The sequence below is a fragment of the Clostridium sp. AM49-4BH genome, assembly GCF_003478335.1.
In the GTDB taxonomy this organism is placed as follows: domain Bacteria; phylum Bacillota; class Clostridia; order Lachnospirales; family Lachnospiraceae; genus Butyribacter.
Genome location: NZ_QUFB01000017.1, coordinates 22983 through 45373, shown reverse-complemented (window position 1 = coordinate 45373; position 22391 = coordinate 22983). Strand labels below are relative to the sequence as shown.

Genomic DNA, 22391 nt, shown 5'->3' with positions numbered 1-22391 from the left:
TTCGACATACAAAACACATTTTGTTCACATTTCAATCAGCCGACTGTTATTTTAATACATGACTTTTGTGTTGTCAACTATAAAATCTGTCATGTTGTTTTTCCGTTTTTTTCCATTTTTTAAAATTCATGTTGGTATCCATACATTTTATCCAACAAATAATGTTTTAATCGGCTGATTTTGTATAAATCATACAACAAAACAGGTGCTATAATTTCTTAAATTTTTTCCAGAATTTTATCGAAGTTAATTCTGCCGATTTTTTTTTATTAATAATTTGTTTTTTTGTGCAAAATAACTTTGTTAAAATCGTCTGTTTGACACGCACAAAAAAAGAAAAGATTTCATCCACTTTTTACAATATTCAATTCAATACTATTGTAATTCATTAATACAGATTACTTACTTTGAATTTACGTTCTGCCTCACGCCGTTGATCTTTCTTGGCAATATCCTGTCGTTTGTCATACAATTTCTTACCTTTTGCTAAGCCAATTTCGACTTTGACCAGGCTGCCGCTGAAATACACGCTTAGCGGCACGATCGTATAACCCTTCTGCGTAATATGCCCTTGGATCTTGCGGATTTCCTGGCGATGCAGCAATAATTTACGCACGCGCAGTGGATCTTTGTTAAAGATATTTCCTTTTTCATAAGGACTGATGTGCATATTGTACACAAATACCTCATCGTGTTCGATGCGAATGAATGCTTCTTTTATACTGCATCTGCCCATACGCAGAGATTTCACTTCTGTTCCGGCAAGAGATATCCCTGCTTCATATTTTTCCTCGATAAAATAATCATGATATGCTTTTTTATTATTTGCGATCAGTTTCTTCGCCATGTTCGTTTTCGTCCTCCTCATTCAATTCGAAGTCGATCGTGCGAAGCAGCTTGTCTACTGCCGACACGGTCACGCGCACTTTCTGGCCAAGCTTATATATTTTGCCTGTCTTCTCTCCAACCATTTGATAGCGCTCTTCCTCAAAATAATAATAGTCTCCCGGAATGTCTGCAACACGCACCATACCCTCGATCGTATTCGGCAGTTCCACATACATACCCCAGCTCGTCACGCCGGAAATCACACCGTCGAATGTCTCACCGATAAATTGCTCCATATATTCCGCTTTTTTCATTTTTTCAACTTCACGCTCCGCATCATCTGCCTTCGCTCCAGTCTGCTTGCCTCTGCCGTCACCTCCGGCAGTATCTGTTCATAATGACTGATCCGCTTGTCTGTCAAGGCACCGTGTAGATTTTCTTTGATGATACGATGGATCTGCAGATCCGGATATCGGCGGATCGGCGACGTAAAGTGGCAATAATATTTCATTGCCAGCCCGAAGTGACCTTCACATTCTGTCGTATATTTTGCCTGTTTCATAGAACGCAGCGTCAGTCGACTGATGAGTCCCTCCTCTGGCGTTCCTTCCACTTTGGAGATCAACTTTTGCAGTTCCTTTGGATGTATTTCATCCTCCGCACCAGTCTTAATGGTATATCCAAAATTATTGATAAATATGCCGAGCTGTAATATCTTTTCGCTGTCAGGTGCTTCGTGTGTACGATACACAAAAGGAAGTTCCTGCCAATAGTAATCTTCCGCAACGGTCTGATTTGCCGCCAACATAAATTCTTCAATAATACGATGTGCATTATTGCGCTCGTATTCTGCTACATCGATCGGTTTTCCTTTGGAATCCAATGTGATCTTGCTTTCCGGAAAATCAAAATTTATAGATCCACGTTTATCACGACGCTTGCGCAAAATGGATGCCAGCTCATACATCAGTTCAAACATCGGTATCAGTTCTTCATATTCTTTGCGCTCCTCAGGATCCTGCAATTCAACAATCGCATGAACACTTGTGTAGGACATTCGACGATCGACGTTGATCACAGTTTCCTCTATGCGGTGTTTTATGATCTCTCCTTTGGCATTGATGTCCATCATACAGGATAAAGCAAGACGATCTGTTCCCTGATTTAGTGAACATATTCCGTTTGACAGCTTATGGGGCAGCATAGGAATAACGCGATCGACCAAATATACACTGGTTCCTCGTTTAAGGGCTTCCTTATCTAATGCAGAGGACTCTGTTACATACTGACTGACGTCCGCAATATGCACACCCAGATGATATATGTCTCCTTCTTTGGTCAAGGTTATTGCATCATCAAGATCTTTGGCATCTTCACCGTCAATCGTTACCGTCTGCAAAGAGCGATAATCTACGCGTCCTTTCTTTTGTTCTTCCGGTACTTCGTCATCAATCCCAGCAACTTGATCCATCACTGCATCCGGATACTCTTCCGGCAGACCATACGCTTTGATCACAGATAAAATATCAACACCGGGATCATTGATATGACCTATAATTTCCAATATTCTGCCTTCCGGGTTGTGATTTTCACTGCCATAGTCCGTAATTTCTACAACAACTTTATGACCGGTGACAGCACCTTTGCTTTCTGCCTTTGGAATATAAATATCTTTGGTGAACTTATGGTTGTCAGCAACGACAAAACCGAAGCTTTTACTTTTGGAATACGTTCCCACTAAGATTGTTGAGGCTCTCTCTAATACGCTCACAACCGTTGCTTCTTTACGTTTGCCACGTTGCTTGTCGTCTACGGAAATGCGCACAGTATCTCCGTCGAGTGCATTCATCACCTGATGCGCCGGGATGAAGTAGTCCTCCTCTTCTCCCTCAACACGGACAAATCCAAACCCTTTCTGTGTTGCCATAAAGCGGCCGGTAAGCAGATTGTCGGCCAGTGGCCGCACTTTTCCACGCTGACTGATATGGATCTTGCCTTCCTCGCACAATGCCTCGACCACGCGGCGCAGATCTTTCTTTTCTGCGGCAGGCACCTGTAATACCATCGCCATTTCCTTTACAGACATCGGCTTATATTCTTTGTCTGTAACAAAATCATATACTAATTTCTTTTTATTATCGAACTCTTCTTTTTTCATACAGATCCTCCATTTTGAAAAAAGGGATTGCCAATCGGCAATCCCTGTAATAATGCATTTGTTTACAACGGCGAAACTGTCATCGCTTTAGTAACATATTCCACCAAAACAACAACCATACTGCCATCGCTTTAGCAGCACGCTCTCTCAAAACAACAACCATACTGTTATCGCTCCATTGTCATGCTCTACTGAAATATCTTCAGATTGAGAATTAATGAAAGCACGACAAACACAACAGCAAGAATCCTTGTTGCAAGCTCTAATCCACCTTCCATGGAACGACCCTTGTTCTTACCCCAGTATGTCTCAGCGGCACCGCTGATCGCTCCGGTAAGTCCTGCCTGCTTGCCCTCCTGCATCAGTACGATTACTGTCAAAACGCAACATACAAGAATATATACCAACAATAAAATAGTATGCAGTGTATGAATCATTGAAAACTTCCTCCATTCTGTGTTTTACGGTTATCTGCTACCCGCAGTTCGCCGTCTGAAAATCTCTTTTTGAAACTGTCTATACGCAGTTTCCAGCAGATACTATCATAGCATATTGTCTATGAAATAGCAAGCTGATTCTTATTTTTTAAGAAGAAGAGACTCGCCAGTCATCTCAGCCGGCTGTGGCAATCCCATGATCTCAAGCAAAGTAGGCGCAATATCTGCCAAACGGCCACCCTCGCGAAGCGTGTATGCTTCATCATAATTAACAAGCACAAAAGGAACCGGATTGGTTGTGTGTGCTGTATGAGGCTCTCCTGTCTCATAATCGATCATCTTCTCTGCGTTTCCGTGGTCTGCACAGATAAACAATACTCCGTCTGCTTTTTTAATTGCTTCTACTGCAGTACCTACGCACTGGTCAACTGCTTCAACTGCTTTCACTGCTGCCGGGATCACTCCTGTGTGTCCGACCATATCCGGATTTGCAAAGTTGATCACGATCACATCATATTTATCGGATGCAATTGCCTCATTAAGACGTTTGCTGACTTCCGGAGCACTCATCTCAGGCTGCAGATCATAAGTAGCAACTGCAGGAGATTTTACCAAGGAACGCTCTTCATCTTTATTTGGCTCTTCTACACCACCGTTAAAGAAAAATGTAACATGCGCATATTTCTCAGTCTCTGCAAGACGAAGCTGTTTCTTGCCATTCGCTGCAAGATACTCGCCAAATGTATCTACGATATTTTCTTTTTCAAAGGCGATAAGCTTGTTGGCAATCGTCTCATCGTAATCCTTGAAGCACACAAAAGTAAGTGGCATAAATCCATTGGCACGCTCAAAATGATCAAACTGCTCATCACAAAATGCATGCGTCATCTCACGAGCTCGATCCGGACGGAAATTGAAAAAGATCACTGAATCATTTGGTTTGATCGTTGCGACCGGTTTGCCGTCTTTCTCAACAACGGTAGGAACAACAAACTCATCTGTTACGTCCGCTGCATAAGAATCTGCAACTGCCTGCACTCCATCGGCTGCTTTATTGCCAACACCTTCAACCAATGCTTTATAGGCTTTTTCTACACGATCCCAGTTGTTGTCACGGTCCATTGCATAATAACGTCCATGAACACTTGCGATCTGACCTACTCCGATCTCATCCATTTTAGCCTGCAACTCAGCAACATAATCTTTGCCGGATGCCGGTGGTGTATCTCTACCATCTAAGAAACAGTGAACATATACATTTTTTACATCGTTTTTCTTAGCAAGCTCTAACAATGCATACAGATGTGTGTTGTGGCTGTGCACGCCACCATCGGAAAGAAGTCCGAATAAATGCAGATCGGAACCGTTCTTTTTCACATTTTCTACTGCCTGCAGTAATACTTTATTTTCAAAGAAATCACCATCTTCAATTGCTTTGGTGATACGAGTCAGATCCTGATAAATAATGCGTCCGGCACCGATATTCATATGACCTACCTCGGAGTTACCCATCTGACCATCCGGCAGACCAACTGCAAGACCGCTGGCAAGACCCGGCTGCCAAGGGCATTCTGCCATCAGCTTGTCCATTACCGGCGTATTTGCCATGGCAATCGCATTGCCTTCCGTCTTGTCATTCAAACCATATCCATCAAGAATCATCAAAACAACTGGTTTTTTACTCATTTTTGACCTCCATTAATCGTTTATGTCCGCTTATGCCGCAAAGGCATCAGACATCTTTGTTCTTTATCATCTTACCCAAAATTAGATTATATAATAATCGCTGCATTTATGCAAGATATATACAGTTGCAGCTTTTATTGCTCTCCCACTTTCTCTTCATAGATTTTGTGATATACTTCATCAATCTTGGCTTCGTCTAACTTTGTGTCCAAGAAAAACTCTACCGCATACAACGCCTGTGCTACAAGCATTTCCAATCCATTAACGCCAGTCATTCCAAGCTTTCTTGCCTGAGCAACTAACTTTGTCTCCAATGGATTATAAATAACATCAACTACTGCTTCACATTCCGGGAAACGTGTTAGATCAACCGGACTGGCATCACAGTTTGGATACATACCAACCGGACTTGTATTTGCAATAAATTCAGCATCTGTATGTTTCGCAAAGCATTCTTCATAAGTGATCGCAGATGCTGTCTTGATAATATCAACAATAACAACTTCTTTGGCTTCCATCTTTTTTAATACAGCAACGACTGCTTTAGAAGCACCTCCATCTCCCAGAACAACACATTTCTTTCCTTTTACGGAAATGTTATGTTTCTTTAACATATACATAAAGCCAGAGAAATCTGTATTGTGGCCTTCCAAACGACCATCTTTATTTACGATCGTATTGACTGCACCGATAGCCTTTGCATTGTCATCTAAGCTGTCCAGGTAAGGAATAACATCCTGTTTGTAAGGAATGGTGACATTGATTGCCCGGAATGCATGCTGCTCCATGAAAGGCACAAATTCCTCTTTTGTCAAAGGACATAGATCATATGTATAATCTGCCAACATCTCGTGAATATCTTTGGAATAACTGTGTCCCAGCTTTCCACCAATCAAACCGTAATCCATTTTGATTAGCCTCCTGTATAATTTATTTCTTATAGCAGTTTACTTCATTAAGTAAAGAATTACAAGCGCAAACTCACTAATCATGACTTGCTGTCGGCTAGTATCTTATCACAAAGCTTTTCCAGTTGTTCATACGTCTCAATAAAGTTGGCTTCTCTGCGGATTGCTGCCGAATGCGGATATCCTGTCGTATACCATGCTACGTGCTTTCGCATCTCCCGCATCCCCATTATCTCGCCTTTGTATTCCACCTGCATTCTGCCATGACGGCGTATCATTTCAACCACCTCTGAAAGCTGTGGTTTCGAGATTTGTATCTCTTCTCCGGCAGCGTACTGCATAAGTGCCTGTTTGATCTCAGCAAACAGCCACGGATTACCTCGAACACCACGAGCCAACATGAGTCCATCACATTTTGTCTGCTCCAAACATTTGATTGCATCTTCTGCTGAAAAAATATCTCCACTGGCTATCACCGGGATTGTTACTGCTTCTTTAACCTGCGCAATGATATCCCAATCTGCTTTTCCGCTATAATACTGTTCTCTGGTGCGTCCATGTACCGCAATGGCTGCTGCACCATTCTGTTCTGCCATCTTGGCAAATTCGACTGCATTGACGGTATCCTCGGTAAAGCCTTTGCGAAATTTAACGGTCAAAGGCTTTGAACTTGCCTGTGATACTTTGCGAATGATCTCCGCTGCCAGCTCCGGAGTTTTCATCAACGCTGAACCCTCGCCATTGTTAACCACTTTCGGCACCGGGCACCCCATATTAATATCTAAAATATCAAAATTACGGTGATCAATTTTACGTGCCATTTCTGCCATCAGATCCGGATCTGAGCCAAACAACTGCAATGCTGCCGGATGCTCTTCATCCGCGATTTCCCATAGCTTTTCTGTATTTTTGTTATTGTAATATATTCCTTTTGCACTGATCATCTCCGTGTAGACAAGATCAGCTCCCTGCTCCTTGCATAACAAACGAAATGGCAGATCTGTTACACCTGCCATTGGTCCTAATATTAAATTGCCGGGAATCAATACATTTCCTATCTTAAAACTACGCATAACACTCCAATTTTATTATTTCTTCTGCTTATCATAGATAATCTGTAGGCCTCGAAGTGTCAGATCGCTGTCATACACCTGTATCTCGTCCGTATGCTCTGAAATGATCTTCCCAAGTCCTCCGGTTGCGACAACTTTCGCATCCAAGAAGCCTGACTCTTCTTTGATCTTTCGAATAATGTACTCCGACTGACCGATCGTGCCAAAAAACAGTCCTGCCTGCATTGATGTGATCGTATCCTTTGCAATAGAAACGCCCGGGCATTTGATCTCAATTTCCGGCAGATTCGCTGTATTATTCCACAACGCGTTCGCAGAAATGCGTATTCCTGGACTGATCACACCACCTAGAAATGCCCCCTCTGCAGTAACAATATCATATGTTGTCGCTGTTCCAAAATCAACAACAATAATCGGTCCGCCATACTGTTCGTAGGCACTGACTGCATCTACTATACGATCCGGTCCGATTTCTTTTGGGTTGGCAGTTTCTATACGTATTCCGGTCTTTATTCCGGCTCCGACTACCAGCGGATGACAATGCAGATACTTGATGATGCCACTTGTAAAAGAGTACATGATCTTCGGCACAACAGATGCAATGATCACTTCATTTACATCTTCCGGAGAGTATCCTTTCTGCTGCAGTATCGCACAGATCAACTCGCCATACTCGTCCGAGCTGCGCGGTACTTTTACTGTGACTCGAAATCTCGTGATTAATTCACTCTCACGAAACAATCCAAATGTAATATCTGTATTTCCAACATCTACTGCTAATAACATAGCTGTCCTCCATTAGTCGAAATCGACCTTTTCACCAAGTATTTTTATTCTATAATATAATTCAAGAGCCTCTAACAACTCCTGTTTTTCTGCCTGATACTGCTTGATCTTGAGCACACTGCCGATCTCATCAAACAGAAAATCATCATCCGCAGAAGTCACCTGAAACTGTAAATTGCCATCTTCGTCAAACTGCAGTGTCAAAATGCCGCCAACGTCTGCCGTATACAACACACACATGACTTGCAATTCCTCTTTGACTGCTGTAGGTAATCCGCTAAACGCTTCGTTCAGGTAATATTTTTGTTCATAAGAACTCGCTGCACATAAGACAACCGGTTCCTTTTCAGACATATCCCTGTACCCCCCTTATCGATACTTCTCCGGACATGACCGGTGTGACGCTGCCATCGATCTCAACTAACAGTGCTCCGTCTTTATCAATGCCACGTGCAATTCCCCGTGATATTTTGTCCGGCGTGGCATCCTCAACCATGCCATGGTAGATGATCACTTCTTTGTCTTTATTGGCAAGCAATTCATCATACTCTTCCACAAACGCAGACAGATCTCCGTCCTGCATATATCGTCTGTAATAACCACCAAACGCATCTGCAAAAGCCGCTGTAAACTTAGCTCTGTTTACTTTTTTGCCTGTTGACAGATAAATGCTGGTCGCCTTGTCCTTTAATGTCTCATCGAATTTTTCTTTGTTAGCATTGATTCCGATACCCATTACGGCATAATGCACATACTGAACTTCTGAACTCATTTCCGTCAGAATACCACATATCTTTTTGCCATCAATGATGACATCGTTGGGCCATTTGATCTGTGGAAGCACATCGCATTCCTGATAAGTTGCTTCACACATTGCCAATGCTGCCAATAATGTGATCCCTGACACATGTGCCGGCTGAACTGTCGGTCTTAATACGTAAGTCATATAAATACCAACACCGGATTCAGAAATCCAATTGCGGCCTCTGCGTCCGCGTCCCGCTGTCTGCCGATCGGCTACGATCAATGTTCCCTCAGCTTCTCCCAATTCTGCAAGTTGTTTGCCTCGGATGTTTGTCGAGTCAATGCTATCATGACATTCGACTTTTTGACAGAAACTTTCCTCTTCCAAATATGCCTCAATCTCAGGACCATACAATATATCCGGTTTACTTATTAAGCGATAGCCTTTATTAGTAACCGATTCAATGTCATAGCCAAGTTCTTTCAAACAGCAAATGTTTTTCCAAACTGCCTGTCTGCTCACGCCAAACGTTTTACATAATTTCTGTCCGGACACAAATGTGTCCGAATGATCCATCAGTTCCCGTAATATCTTCGATCTCATAAAGATCACGCCTCTCCTAATGTTGCAACCATCACCGCTTTGATCGTATGCATGCGATTTTCTGCTTCGTCAAATACTACCGATTGCTTGGATTCAAATACTTCATCTGTAACTTCAAGTTCTTTTAATCCAAATTTTTCATATACTTCTTTGCCAATTTTGGTCTTTAAGTCATGGAAAGCTGGAAGACAATGCATAAATAGCGCCTGTTCTCCGGCATTCTGCATAACCTTTGCGTTTACCTGATATGGTGACAATGCCAAGGTACGCTCTTTCCAAACTTCGTCCGGCTCACCCATAGACACCCAGACATCCGTATAGATAACATCCGCATCTTTTGTTCCGGTCATTGTATCCTCTGTCAGCGTGATGGAACCACCGGATTCACTGGCGTACTGTTCACACTGTTCTACCAATGCCTGATTTGGGAAATATTCCTTTGCAGTACATGCCGTAAAATGCATTCCCATTTTAGCACAAGCGATCATCAGTGAATTACCCATATTATATCTGGCATCGCCATATATACCAGCTTAACGCCTTCCAAACGTCCTAAATGCTCTTTGATCGTCAGAAGATCTGCTAACATTTGCGTTGGATGGTATTCATTTGTCAAGCCATTCCACACCGGTACTCCTGCATATTTTGCAAGATCCTCTACGATCTCCTGCTCAAAGCCGCGATACTCAATACCATCAAACATTCTGCCAAGAACACGTGCTGTGTCCGCAATGCTCTCTTTCTTACCGATCTGAGAGCCCTGTGGATCTAGATACGTAACACCCATTCCCATATCATGTGCTGCCACTTCAAAGGAGCAGCGGGTACGCGTACTGGTTTTTTCAAAGATCAATGCAATATTTTTGCCAATATAATGATTAACCAATTCTCCATTTTTCTTCTTGGCTTTAAGGTCAGCAGACAGATCCAACAGATAGCTGATCTCTTCTTTCGTAAAATCCTTTAATGTCAGAAAATTTCTTCCTTTCAAATTAACGCTCATAATTTCTCCTCTTTTCTCTCTGCCCGAGGCCGTAACCCTTTGCAGAATGCTATCGTATACAGATGACCTAACATCATTTAATTATCTTTGATCACTTCGGAAAAAGATTTAGCAAGACCTGCCATTCCCTGAATTTCAGATGGATGATGATCTTGGTTGCTTTTCCATCGGCAGCTTTGCTAAAGGCTTCCAAACTCTTAAGCTGCAATACTTCTTTGCTCGCCTGTGCATCATTCAACATGCGAATACCATCTGCACTTGCCTGCTGTACCGTCTTGATCGCCTCTGCCTGACCTTCCGCTTCGCGGATCATCGACTCTCTCTTAGCTTCTGCGCGAAGGATCGCTGCCTGTTTTTCTGCTTCTGCATCCAAAATAGCCGCTTCTTTTTTACCCTGTGCTACCAAGATAGCCGATTCCTTTTCACCCTGTGAACGAAGGATCGATTCTCTCTTTTCACGCTCTGCTTTCATCTGACGCTCCATTGCATCCTGAATTTCTGCCGGAGGAATGATGTTTTTGAGCTCGACACGGTTCACCTTGATTCCCCATGGATCTGTTGCGGAATCAAGAGATGCCCTCATCTTCGTATTGATCGTCTCGCGGGAAGTCAGCGTCTCGTCTAACTCCAGATCTCCGATAATATTACGCAGAGTAGTTGCTGTTAAGTTCTCAATCGCAACGATCGGATTATCAACACCATATGCAAACAGCTTTGGATCCGTGATCTGATAAAAGATAACAGTATCAATACGCATTGTTACATTATCCTTGGTGATAACCGGCTGCGGCGGGAAATCAACAACCTGCTCTTTGAGCAGAATACGTTTTGCAATGCGGTCAATAAACGGAACTTTGAAATGGATTCCTACATCCCAAGTTGCCTGATAACCACCTAATCGCTCTACAACATACGCATGAGCCTGCGGCACTACATTGACGCAGGATATCATGACAATCACTACAACAACTAATAACACAATTAAATATGGCATATTAATGATCTCCTTTCACTTTCACAAACACGCGGACACCTTCCACGCGAGTAACGACAATACGCTCTCCCGTCTCAATGACCACATCCTCCTCGTCACTTCGCGCTGTCCATTCGATTCCATCGATCAAAACAGCACCAGTTTGATTAAAGTTATCAATCGTAACGATTACTTTTCCCTCTCTGCCGATAATTCCACCGACATTGGTTTGCTCTCTGCTGTTATTAAAATAACGCTCTGCTACCGGCCTTGTAAATACGATCAATACAATAGAAACGACCAAAAACAGCACAATCTGTATCGGTAACGGCACATGCAGCACCGCTGCCAGAAATCCAACCAATGCACCTCCGGCCAGCCAGATTGTTGTCAGCCCCAATGTGATGATCTCAATCACAAGAAAGATTGCAAGCAATATCAGCCAATATAATGGTTCCATATAACTCCTACATTCCTTTCTCATTTTTCGAACTATAAGTTTCCAGTGTGTTTATAATGTCAGCATTATAGAACATTTCCCTCTTTTTTTCAACTATATCTGCACTGACCACCATTTTCTGCTTTTTCAACGATGTCTGCGCTGGCGCTGCATTTCATACATAACAATCGCTGCCGATACTGCTGCATTCAAAGATTCCAAACTTCCCTCCATCGGAATACGGATTCGGTCTGTGATCGCTGCAAACATCGCATCCGACATACCATTGGCTTCATTGCCGATCACCATAGCCGCCCCCGTGGTATAATCCGGTTCATCATACACAACGCTGCCTTCCATAGCTGTTCCATATACTGCGATCCCCTGCTCTCGCAGTTTTTCTGCAAGCGCCGGCAGATCTTCCACATAGCAGTATGGCATTCGAAAGATGGCTCCCATTGTCGCACGGACTACTTTCGGATTAAACAGATCAACTGTCCCTTTGCTCATGAGCACTGCTGCCATACCGGCCCCCTCTGCTGTTCGCATAATGGTTCCCAAGTTGCCGGGGTCACGCAGATCATCTAACAATAAAAACTGTTGATTGTTCGCGTTCAAAATTTCCTCCATCGTATATTTGGGCATCTGCACCAATCCCAAAACGCCCTGCGGTGTAACCGTATCCGTGATCTCCGCAAAGACTTCTTCAGATACAACTTCATATGGGAACTCCTCTAACAACGGCTGAATACGTTCCTCTTCTCTGCCTTGTGAACTTTCTGCAATATATATTTTTTGCAGTTTGCCATAATGTGCCGCCTCTGTGACAAGCTTTGCACCTTCTGCAACAAACATACCGCTTTTTTTGCGATATTTCGCTTGATTCTGCAGTTTGATCAACTCTTTGATCTGACGATTCGAATTACTACTAAGCATGAAATCTTGTGCCTTTCCGTTATCTACTTACTTTCTCTTACTTTTTGCGGTATTTCTTAACGATATATCTTCCCATTTTAGATAAATCGGACGTCTTAAATCCACTTGTTTTCTTGCAGGAACTTTTAAGCAGCGAAGCCGATTCCGGCTTGTTGCTAAGGCTCCAGCAGCAATAACTGATCTTATTACGATTCATCAGACTGATCCACTTATTTGCGGAAGAAAAATCATAATTGCCATTTCCGCTGGCATCACACGCACTAAATTCCGAACAAAACAGTGGCAATTTGATGCGAAGTGCTGCGTTTACTTTGGCGCGCAGATCATCGCCATGCGTCGCTGCATAAAAATGAAAGGCATACATAATGTTTTTTCCTTTGAGCGGAGATTTTGCCGCCATATCAACATCCTGACTCCAGGTCGGCGTACCGACAATGACTACCGCGTTTTTGTCCGCTTTGCGGATCACCTTGATCACGGATTTTGCATACGATTTGATAGTCTTCCACTGTACACCGCCATTCGGTTCATTGCAGATTTCATAAAATACATGTTTTTCTTTTCGATATTTATTCGACATTTTCTTAAAAAATGCCTTAGCCTTAGACTGATTTTTCTTCGGATTACCATCGCTTAAAATATGCCAGTCAATGATGACATACATGCCAAGCTTTCTTCCGGCTTTTACGGCTGTATCGATCTTTGCCAAAAGCTTCTTGCGGCTTGCCGTATCTGTCACGCAGTATCCATTGTAATCCTCGGTATACATTGCAACACGAAAACAATTGACGCCCCATTCGTCCCGCAGATTTTGCAAAGCTTTCTCATTAACAAACGGTTCTCCAACATCCCAGTTGATGCCATGACTGGATATTCCGCGAAGCTGTACCGCTTTGCCTTTTTTATCCACCAGCTTAGTGCCTTTGACACGTAATCTGCCATGTTTTCCAACAAAAGTATTTCGATAAGCAACCTTTTTGGTCTTACCGGTCAGCTTCACTGCTGCTGACACTTTCGTTGCCTGCAGGCTTCCCGGTGCTGCCGATATAAGCAGACTCCCCGCTACCGCCATTGCCATTACGCCACGTAACCATTTCTTTTTTCTCATAACCATTCTCCCCCCCATTAATTTTCGTTTAATTTCGCTAATTTCGCTGTCTGATCTGCCGCAATAATGTTCTGCAGCAGTTCATTGATATCTCCATCTAATATTTCTCCCAGACGATGGCTGGTAAATTTGATTCGGTGATCTGTCACACGTCCCTGTGGGAAATTATAAGTACGTATCTTTTCGGAACGATCACCGGTTCCAACCTGGCTGCGCCGCTCAGCTGCCTGTTCGCTATTCGCCTTCTCCTGCTCCATATCATAGATGCGGGAACGAAGTACTCTCATCGCCTTGTCTTTATTTTTGAGCTGAGATTTCTCATCCTGACAGGTAACCACAATACCCGTAGGGATATGCGTAATACGAACAGCAGAATCTGTTGTGTTGACGCACTGTCCGCCATTACCGGACGCACGGTATACATCAATCTTGCAATCGTTCGGATCTACATGTACTTCAACATCTTCTACCTCTGGCATGATCGCAACCGTTGCCGTCGATGTATGAATACGTCCGCCGGATTCTGTCGTTGGGATTCTCTGAACACGATGCACACCGCTTTCATATTTTAACTTGGAATACGCTCCATGACCGAGCACCATAAAGACAATTTCCTTAAAACCACCAATGCCGTTTTCATTGGCACTCATCACTTCTACTTTCCAACGGTTTGCCTCTGCAAATTTAGAATACATACGGAACAGATCTGCTGCAAATAATGCCGCCTCATCTCCACCGGCACCGCCGCGGATCTCTACGATAACGTTCTTATCATCATTCGGATCTTTCGGTAACATCAAAATCTTCAATTCCTGTTCACAGGATTCTACTTTAGCTTTGCAATCTGCCAACTCCTCTTTGGCAAGCTCACGCATTTCCTCATCGTTCTCTTCCTCTAAAATGGCAAGACTATCTTCCACACCATCTTTTGCCGCACGATACTCCTGATATTTCTCAACGATCGGCGTCAACTCATTCTGCTCTTTCATAAGCTGGCGGTATTTATCCTGATTACTGATAACATCAGGATCCGTAAGCTCAATATTAAGCTCTTCCAATCTACGCACCAAATCTTCTAATTTATCAAACATGATTCTTCCTCCATTCTATTTCATACGATACATTGTACAATACGATCTTTACCGGCAAGATCCTGAAACACCTGCACTTCCCGATATCCCTGTTTTTGCAATATTTCCGCTACAGCAGCAGCCTGTTCACATCCGATCTCCAAAAACAGTCTTCCGTTTGGCGCCAGTCGTGTGACCGCCTGTCCTGCAATCCTCCGGTAAAATTCCAGCCCATCCTGTCCACCGTCCAGTGCAAGCATCGGTTCGTGCAATCGTACTTCCGGCATCAATCCCTCTATCACTGACGGTGGGATATACGGCGGATTCGATACGATCACATCGTATTGCCCATCCATCCTTGTCATAAGATCCCCCGCAAACAGTTCTACAGAAGCGTTAAGTTCTGTTGCATTCTGTCTGGCAACTGCAAGTGCTTCCTCGGAGATGTCTACTCCGTGCACGATGAACGGTTTACCAAGTTTGGCAATCGCTATCGCAATACATCCGGAACCGGTACACACATCTAACACTCGTTTGCCGTCTACATATGGCAGAACCCGTTCCACAAGACATTCGGTATCCTGTCTCGGGATCAGTACATGTTCATTCACATGAAAATCCAGCCCCATAAACTCCTGCTCACCGGTCAAATGCTGTAATGGAATGCGTTCCCCACGTTTTGTAACCAGGTCGCGGTATCGAATCATATCCGGCTCCGCCATCGGTTCCTCTCCATGCAGGAAAAATGCCGCACGGTCAAGTCCGGTCACATAGGAAAGCAAATACCATGCATCAATGTCGGCATCCGGCACTTCCATCTGCTGCAATTTGTCCACGGCTTTCGCCAAAGCTTCCTTTAGCGTAAGGATTTCCTCTTTCATCCGTTTTCCACCTCATCCACGGAAGGCTTTGATTCCATATCTGATTTTGTACCATCCGGATCATCAAAGAAACGATCTAAGGAGGAAAGTTCATCCTCTGTCATTTCTTCCTGTGCTTGTGCAAGTGCTTGACGTTCTTCCTTACGTTTGGATACTTCATCCATTACCTTCGCGATCTCATCCTCACGCTTTTGCATTTCTTCCATATATTTCTTGCGCTCATCGGCACGTTTCTTATACTCCTGCTCACGTTTTTTGATCTCAGAAGCAAGTTCTGTTCCACTCTTTTTCTTAGCATTCGCCGGATCCACGATCGGCAGCGGTGCTGTCATGCCGCTTTTACGCATCTCTTCTGCCACTTTTTTGCGTTTTGTACTCTTCTTAACCGCCTGCAATCTGCTCTGGTACTCTTTCCAGTCAAAAACTGCTTCTACTGAGGCAATGGCAACCTCGATCATGCTGTCATCCGGTTCTCTCGTTGTCAATCCCTGTAAAAACATTCCCGGTTTGCTTAAGATATTGATAATCTTTGCATCACTGTTGCCCGCAAGACGGATAAATTCATACGAAATACCTGCCACAACCGGCACCAGCAGCAAACGGCTCAACAAACGAAGCCATACACTGTCAAAATGTAAAAACATAAACAGTACGATACTGATCAACATAACAATAAAGAGGAAACTGGTTCCACAACGCTTGTGATATCTGGAATGCTTACGCACATTCAATACCGTCAGATCATCACCACTTTCCACGCAATTGATCGCCTTGTGTTCTGCACCATGATACATGAATACCCGGTTAATATCCTGCATAAAGGAAATGACATACACATAACCGATAAACAGCCCCAGTCGGATCAGTCCCTCGATCAGTGCTAATACAGCCTGCGATCGAATATGATCTTTTAGCAGCAAAGATAATCCAAACGGAAGTGCAACAAACACCGCCAGCGCCAGTACAATAGACAGCATTACTGTCATCGCCATCTCCATCTGTTCACGTTTTTCTGCTTTTTTCGCCAATGCTGCTGAACTTTCTGCTTCGGAGCCTTCTTTTTTTTGTTTCTCGCCACTCTTCTCATCCGTACGATCTGCCTTGTTCCCATCCGCAGCTGAAGCTTCCTGCGATTCTTCCTCTTCGTAAAAGCTGGCAGAATATGTCAATGTCTTCATTCCTAACACCAAAGAGTCCACAAATGCAACAACACCTCGGATCAATGGAAGTCTGAAAAACAGCTTGCGGTCCCCTTCACTTGTGCAGGTATCTACCTTTATATCAATCTCGCCATCGGGTTTGCGTACTGCTACTGCATACTTGGACTTATTGCGCATCATTACGCCTTCTAATACTGCCTGTCCACCTATTCCTGATGATTTCATTTTTATAACCATGCCCTTCCACGCATCTGTTTTATTCTACAACAGATACAATTTTCGCACTACAAATTTACTTCACTTTCTCTCCATTTGTGTATAACACAAACGGTCACAGCACTTGTTAAGCACAAATACTGTGACCGTTCATAAGGCCGGACGCACTCCGACCATTTATTTTGCTAGTTTGCCTGAATACCATAACGGCGATTGAACTTATCAATGGCACCACGAGCTTTGACAGCCTTCTGCTGACCTGTATAGAATGAATGACATTTGGAGCAGATTTCTACGTGGATTTCCTCCTTAGTAGAACCAGTCACAAACTCATTTCCACAGTTGCATACAACCTTTGCCTGATAGTAGTTTGGATGAATTCCTTCTCTCATCGCTTTATCCTCCATTTCCATTCCGCCGCTTCTCAGCAGTCGGTTACTATTGCGAAGAAAACTTTGAAAAAAGCTTTCTCGATTCTCATTTTTACACAACTTCTTCAGTATAGCATAGTCAAAAGCGGATTGCAAGCACTTTTATACAATTTTTGTCTTGCGAATCGTTTGGATAAATTCCTGATTACTCTTAGTACGACGGAACATTTCAATAATCCGTTCAACAGCCTCTTCGGATTTCATTCCGGTAAGTGCTTTACGCATCAGGAAATTAGCTTCCATCTCCTCCTGTGTCAGAAGAAGATCATCTCTGCGCGTACTGGAACGAGGAAGATCGATCGCCGGGAATACACGCTTCTCGGAAAGCTTGCGGTCAAGAACAAGCTCCATATTACCGGTTCCCTTAAATTCCTCAAATACAACATCGTCCATCTTACTTCCGGTATCCACAAGTGCAGTTGCAAGGATTGTCAAACTTCCGCCCTCACGCATATTGCGTGCTGCACCAAAGAAACGTTTTGGCATATGCAATGCAGCCGGATCTAAACCGCCGGACAAAGTACGACCGCTTGGCTGTACTGTCAGGTTGTAAGCTCTTGCAAGACGAGTAATGCTGTCTAACAGGATCATAACTTCTTCGCCCTGCTCTACAAGACGCTTAGCGCGCTCAATAACCATCTCCGATACACGCTTGTGATTTTCCGGAAGTTCATCGAACGTGGAGAAGATCACTTCTACGTTATGTCCTAAGATAGACTCTTTGATATCTGTCACTTCCTCCGGACGCTCATCGATCAACAATACGATCAAATGCATCTTCGGATGATTTGTCTTAACAGCCTTGGCAACCTGTTTTAATAATGTCGTCTTACCTGTCTTAGGCTGAGATACGATCATTCCTCTCTGTCCTTTACCAATTGGTGCGATCAGATCCATCATACGCATGGATATCGGACAGCCCGGTGTCTCTAAGCGAAGTCTCTCATCCGGAAATACCGGTGTCAACTGCTCAAACTTTGGACGATTTATCATCTCATCCGGATCACTGCCATTGATTTCTTTGATATATAATAATGCGGCAAATTTCTCATTCTGATTACGAATACGAATATTACCATTTAGGATATCTCCGGTACGCAGATGGTACTTACGGATCAACTGCGGTGAGACATACAGATCTCTCTCTCCAGGGAGATAATTGTCGCATCGAATAAATCCATATCCCTCCGGGAGTACTTCCAAAATACCCTCACGTGATACACCACTATCCAACTCAGCGATCTCCGTTGGTGTCAACTCGTGCTGTGGTGCCCGGTGCAGCTGCGGACGAAGATCCGCATGATAGCCTCTGTTATCATTGCGTACATATCCGCCACGATCCATATTATCATTACGATAACCATCGTTTCGATAGCCTTCGTTACGGGAATAATTGCTACGATTCATACTCTCACTGCGGCTGTATACACCACGTCCCATATTATCGCGATTCATATATCCTCCGCGGTTCATATTATCACCGCGATTCATGTATCCTCCGCGACCCATATTATCATTACGGGAGTATCCTCCGCGACTCATATTATCATTGCGGGTGTATCCTCCACGGCTCATTCCCTCGTTACGGGAGTATCCTCCACGAGCCATTCCCATCTCAGGATCCCTCATATAACCGGATGTTCTCATAGGTTCTCTATCACTGACATAGCCACGATTCATATCTCGTCCACTTTCCTCCATACGGGAATTGTCTGATTCACTCGCATATCTGGATCTTGGCATCGGACTGTCGACAGCCTCTCCTGTGCTCTCTACAACATGATCTACACTCTGAATATCGTCCGTCTCAGGTGTCGCGTCTGTAGATTCCATTGTTGCTGCAACTTCTTTCACTTTTGCAAGCAACTCTAACTTTTTGTAACTGGTAACACTTTTGATGCCCATCTTCTTCGCTACAATTCGTAATTCAACCAATGATAACTTATCGTATTCTGTCATAAAATTATCCCTTTCCAATAAAAAAAATTCAACTTGTGCTAACATGATTCTTTCTGCAATTATTAGGTCGGATTATAATGAATAATAAATCGATCACGACGATATTGTCTCGCCTATGTATCTATGACCTACTGTATTAGAGTAATTACATGCACTAAATAATATAAAGCATTTCAACAGCGTTGTAAATGACTTTTTCAAAAATTTTCACAAAATCCTATGAATATTATTGTTTTTTCGACATCGTTCGTCTTTTATCGCACAAAACATCTTTTGTCGGACGAAGTTTTTCGGCTTTATTGTTTTCCAATTCGATGTATGCTATGATATAGTGTGCGATTGCTATTACAAATAATTCTACAGAAAATGGAGGTTAAGTCGAATGACAAATGCAGAAAAAGCTCTACAATTACATAAAGAATGGAATGGCAAACTGGATGTAACTCCCAAGTGTCAGGTAAAATCTCGCGAGGATCTGGCTGTTGCCTACACACCAGGTGTTGCTGAACCATGTAAGGTCATTGCAAAAAATAAAGAAGCAGCTTATCAATATACCATCAAATCCAATACCGTTGCTGTTGTTTCTGACGGAAGTGCCGTCCTCGGCCTTGGTAACATCGGTCCGGAAGCTGCTATGCCTGTTATGGAAGGCAAAGCAGTCCTCTTTAAGGAATTTGGCGGTGTCAATGCCTTCCCGATCTGCTTAGATACACAGGATACTGAAGAGATCATCAAAACCGTGATCAACATTGCACCGGCTTTTGGCGGTATCAACTTAGAAGATATTTCTGCGCCACGCTGCTTTGAGATCGAAAGTCGTCTAAAAGAAGCCTTAGATATACCGGTATTTCACGATGATCAGCATGGTACTGCGATCGTTGTTCTCGCCGGCATTATTAACGCTTTGAAGGTGGTTGGCAAAGAGAAAGAACATTGCAAAGTTGTTGTAAACGGTGCCGGATCCGCCGGCGTTGCTATTACAAAATTATTACTCCGCTATGGATTTACCGACGTAACAATGTGCGATATCAGCGGTATCTTATCTAAAAAGAGCGAGGGCTTAAACTGGATGCAGAAGGAAATGATGGAAGTAACAAATCTGTCCGGCAAAACCGGAACACTGGCTGACGCACTTTGTGGTGCCGATATTTTCGTTGGTGTCTCCGCTCCTAATATTGTATCCGCAGAAATGGTTCAATCCATGAATTCCGATGCGATACTGTTTGCCATGGCAAATCCTGTTCCGGAGATCATGCCTGATGTTGCAAAAGCTGCCGGTGCACGCGTTGTCGGAACCGGTCGATCTGATTTTCCAAATCAGGTCAATAATGTTGTTGCTTTCCCTGGCATCTTTAAGGGTGCATTAGACGGCAGAGCGACCGACATTACAGAAGAAATGAAGCTCGCTGCTGCTCTTGCACTTGCCGGACTCGTTTCTGACGAAGAATTAAACGACGAACATATTTTACCGGAAGCGTTTGACCCACGCGCAGCTCAGGTGGTGGCCGATGCAGTCAAATCACACATCCGTTAGATCTCGTTGGGGTGAAAAGCCCTACTATTCCTTAGACTATTATCTCAAAGAAACGTTTGGACAAAAGGTCTATAAAATTGCATTAGATGCGGGAATGACCTGTCCAAACCGAGATGGAACACTGGACACGAGAGGCTGTATTTTTTGCAGCGAGGGCGGTTCCGGTGATTTTGCCACGACGAACCGATCTATCACGGCTGCGATCGATGAGGCGATCTGTCGCCTAAACGGCAGCGCCAAGGAAACCGGTCAGAAATACATTGCGTATTTCCAATCGTTTTCCAACACATATGCTCCCATCGACATATTACGTCCGATGTATCTGGAAGCGCTGGCGCATCCGGATATCGTCGGACTTTCTATCGCTACCAGACCGGATTGCTTTTCCCCGGAGATTTTTTCCCTGCTCGATGAATGCAGGCAGATAAAACCGATATGGATCGAGCTCGGTCTGCAAACGGCGCACGAACATACGGCTCGTTTCATTCGCCGTGGATATCCTCTGCATGTTTTTGAGCAGACTGCGCACACGCTGCATACACTCAATATTCCGGTGATCGTCACGTGATCCTTGGACTTCCGGGCGAAACCGAAGCAGACATTCTTGAAACGATCCAATATCTGAACACACAACATATTCAGGGGATCAAATTGCAGCTATTGCATGTATTAAAAGGAACGGATCTGGCAATTTATCTCGAAGAACATCCTTGGCATATCCTGACTCAGGAAGAGTATGTAGATCTGGTCATCCGATGCATCGGTAATCTCTCTCCGGAGATTGTGATCCACCGCCTGACCGGAGATGGCCCAAAAGATCTCCTGATCGCACCACGCTGGAGCTGCAACAAACGGGCTGTTCTTAACCATATTGCACACTCTCTCAAAACAGAGCAGGTCTATCAGGGGAAATATTACAGCAAGCAGAAAGGAAACCTATGACACCAGACACACTGCGTTTGTATAAATTAATTATTTTATATGCGTTAAGCCGCACAAAACAGGGACTACCTAATGCTTTTTTGTGCGATTTCATTTTAGGGCATGGCTATACAGACTTTTTTTCAATTCAGGAAACATTAGCACTTCTGACAGAAGATGCCCTGATCGAGGAAGAGGCAACTCGTAAAACGACATATTACAAGATCACACAAAAGGGATCGCAGATGTTAGAATACTTCTCTTCCATGCTTCCCAAAGACACGATACGACAGATTGATGAATATCTGCGAGACAATAAAGTTGATATTTTAGAAGCTACCACAGTCCACACCGACTATTCGGTAACTCCTTCCGGAGACTATCTGGCATCTGCTTTAGTACAGGAACGCGGCAACACATTATTCTCGCTTTCCTTTGCCGTTCCCTCCGAGGAAGCAGCTCGTAGGGCGTGCCAAAAATTCAAAGAAAATCAGACTGAAATATATCAATGTTTATTAAAAAAACTGGGAGAATAA

General features: G+C 43.6%; 20 protein-coding genes and 3 pseudogenes. 3 read left to right on the top strand and 20 right to left on the bottom strand.

Annotated elements, in window-relative coordinates; translation table 11 throughout:
* Nucleotides 1-388: 388 nt before the first annotated feature.
* From smpB to rho, 20 genes and pseudogenes are all read right to left on the bottom strand, one after another.
* Nucleotides 389-847, bottom strand: coding sequence for an SsrA-binding protein SmpB (smpB, locus tag DW981_RS06700; protein WP_022024996.1), 459 nt, complete (start codon nucleotides 845-847; stop codon nucleotides 389-391).
* On the bottom strand, nucleotides 822-1142 hold the full coding sequence (locus DW981_RS16130) for a S1 RNA-binding domain-containing protein (protein ID WP_347474523.1): 321 nt from the start codon (nucleotides 1140-1142) through the stop codon (nucleotides 822-824). Before DW981_RS16130 ends, smpB begins: the two co-directional genes overlap by 26 nt.
* Complete coding sequence (rnr, locus tag DW981_RS06695; RefSeq protein ID WP_347474522.1) at nucleotides 1139-2986, bottom strand: ribonuclease R; 1848 nt, start codon at nucleotides 2984-2986, stop codon at nucleotides 1139-1141. Before rnr ends, DW981_RS16130 begins: the two co-directional genes overlap by 4 nt.
* A gap of 188 nt (nucleotides 2987-3174) precedes the next feature.
* Entirely contained in the window at nucleotides 3175-3423 is a 249-nt protein-coding gene (gene secG / locus DW981_RS06690; RefSeq protein ID WP_182434173.1) for a preprotein translocase subunit SecG, read from the bottom strand.
* 141 nt (nucleotides 3424-3564) lie between these two features.
* The gene (gene gpmI / locus DW981_RS06685) at nucleotides 3565-5109 is read right to left on the bottom strand and encodes a 2,3-bisphosphoglycerate-independent phosphoglycerate mutase (RefSeq protein WP_118507185.1); all 1545 of its coding nucleotides are present in this window, start codon (nucleotides 5107-5109) and stop codon (nucleotides 3565-3567) included.
* Between the two features lie 134 nt (nucleotides 5110-5243).
* Complete coding sequence (locus DW981_RS06680) at nucleotides 5244-6017, bottom strand: shikimate dehydrogenase (RefSeq protein WP_118507184.1); 774 nt, start codon at nucleotides 6015-6017, stop codon at nucleotides 5244-5246.
* A gap of 80 nt (nucleotides 6018-6097) precedes the next feature.
* Nucleotides 6098-7090 (bottom strand): tRNA dihydrouridine synthase DusB, encoded by a 993-nt coding sequence (dusB, locus tag DW981_RS06675; RefSeq protein ID WP_118507183.1) that lies wholly within the window; start codon nucleotides 7088-7090, stop codon nucleotides 6098-6100.
* A 15-nt stretch (nucleotides 7091-7105) separates the two neighbouring features.
* Nucleotides 7106-7876, bottom strand: a complete 771-nt coding sequence (locus tag DW981_RS06670) for a type III pantothenate kinase (RefSeq protein ID WP_022025002.1) — start codon at nucleotides 7874-7876, stop codon at nucleotides 7106-7108.
* Nucleotides 7877-7888: 12 nt separating this feature from the next.
* The gene (locus DW981_RS06665; protein WP_022025003.1) at nucleotides 7889-8230 is read right to left on the bottom strand and encodes a DUF6145 family protein; all 342 of its coding nucleotides are present in this window, start codon (nucleotides 8228-8230) and stop codon (nucleotides 7889-7891) included.
* The gene (locus DW981_RS06660) at nucleotides 8223-9224 is read right to left on the bottom strand and encodes a biotin--[acetyl-CoA-carboxylase] ligase (RefSeq protein WP_243034675.1); all 1002 of its coding nucleotides are present in this window, start codon (nucleotides 9222-9224) and stop codon (nucleotides 8223-8225) included. Before DW981_RS06660 ends, DW981_RS06665 begins: the two co-directional genes overlap by 8 nt.
* A gap of 5 nt (nucleotides 9225-9229) precedes the next feature.
* A pseudogene (argF, locus tag DW981_RS06655) lies at nucleotides 9230-10227 on the bottom strand (ornithine carbamoyltransferase).
* 77 nt (nucleotides 10228-10304) lie between these two features.
* Nucleotides 10305-11221 (bottom strand): annotated as a pseudogene (locus DW981_RS06650) (SPFH domain-containing protein).
* Nucleotide 11222: 1 nt separating this feature from the next.
* Nucleotides 11223-11660, bottom strand: coding sequence for an NfeD family protein (locus DW981_RS06645; RefSeq protein WP_022025007.1), 438 nt, complete (start codon nucleotides 11658-11660; stop codon nucleotides 11223-11225).
* Between the two features lie 126 nt (nucleotides 11661-11786).
* Nucleotides 11787-12575: an RNA methyltransferase gene (locus tag DW981_RS06640; RefSeq protein ID WP_022025008.1), complete on the bottom strand. Its 789-nt coding sequence runs from the start codon at nucleotides 12573-12575 to the stop codon at nucleotides 11787-11789.
* Nucleotides 12576-12612: 37 nt separating this feature from the next.
* The gene (locus tag DW981_RS06635; protein ID WP_243034674.1) at nucleotides 12613-13683 is read right to left on the bottom strand and encodes a glycoside hydrolase family 5 protein; all 1071 of its coding nucleotides are present in this window, start codon (nucleotides 13681-13683) and stop codon (nucleotides 12613-12615) included.
* Between the two features lie 17 nt (nucleotides 13684-13700).
* Complete coding sequence (gene prfA / locus DW981_RS06630) at nucleotides 13701-14774, bottom strand: peptide chain release factor 1 (protein ID WP_022025010.1); 1074 nt, start codon at nucleotides 14772-14774, stop codon at nucleotides 13701-13703.
* Between the two features lie 20 nt (nucleotides 14775-14794).
* A complete protein-coding gene (gene prmC, locus DW981_RS06625; protein WP_118507182.1) occupies nucleotides 14795-15634 on the bottom strand; it encodes a peptide chain release factor N(5)-glutamine methyltransferase in 840 nt (279 codons plus the stop codon).
* Entirely contained in the window at nucleotides 15631-17019 is a 1389-nt protein-coding gene (locus tag DW981_RS06620) for a DUF1385 domain-containing protein (RefSeq protein WP_118507181.1), read from the bottom strand. The genes prmC and DW981_RS06620 overlap by 4 nt, the downstream gene beginning before the upstream one ends.
* A 176-nt stretch (nucleotides 17020-17195) precedes the next feature.
* A complete protein-coding gene (gene rpmE / locus DW981_RS06615) occupies nucleotides 17196-17402 on the bottom strand; it encodes a 50S ribosomal protein L31 (protein WP_022025014.1) in 207 nt (68 codons plus the stop codon).
* A 141-nt stretch (nucleotides 17403-17543) separates the two neighbouring features.
* A complete protein-coding gene (rho, locus tag DW981_RS06610; RefSeq protein WP_347474521.1) occupies nucleotides 17544-19445 on the bottom strand; it encodes a transcription termination factor Rho in 1902 nt (633 codons plus the stop codon).
* A gap of 337 nt (nucleotides 19446-19782) precedes the next feature.
* Here rho and DW981_RS06605 point away from each other — a divergent pair, with 337 nt between their 5' ends.
* The 3 genes and pseudogenes from DW981_RS06605 (at nucleotide 19783) to DW981_RS06595 (ending at nucleotide 22391) form a co-directional block, all read left to right on the top strand.
* Nucleotides 19783-20934: an NADP-dependent malic enzyme gene (locus DW981_RS06605; protein ID WP_118507180.1), complete on the top strand. Its 1152-nt coding sequence runs from the start codon at nucleotides 19783-19785 to the stop codon at nucleotides 20932-20934.
* Nucleotides 20909-21876: pseudogene (locus DW981_RS06600) on the top strand (TIGR01212 family radical SAM protein). The gene DW981_RS06605 and the pseudogene DW981_RS06600 overlap by 26 nt, the downstream one beginning before the upstream one ends.
* On the top strand, nucleotides 21873-22391 hold the full coding sequence (locus tag DW981_RS06595; RefSeq protein ID WP_118507179.1) for a DUF4364 family protein: 519 nt from the start codon (nucleotides 21873-21875) through the stop codon (nucleotides 22389-22391). The pseudogene DW981_RS06600 and the gene DW981_RS06595 overlap by 4 nt, the downstream one beginning before the upstream one ends.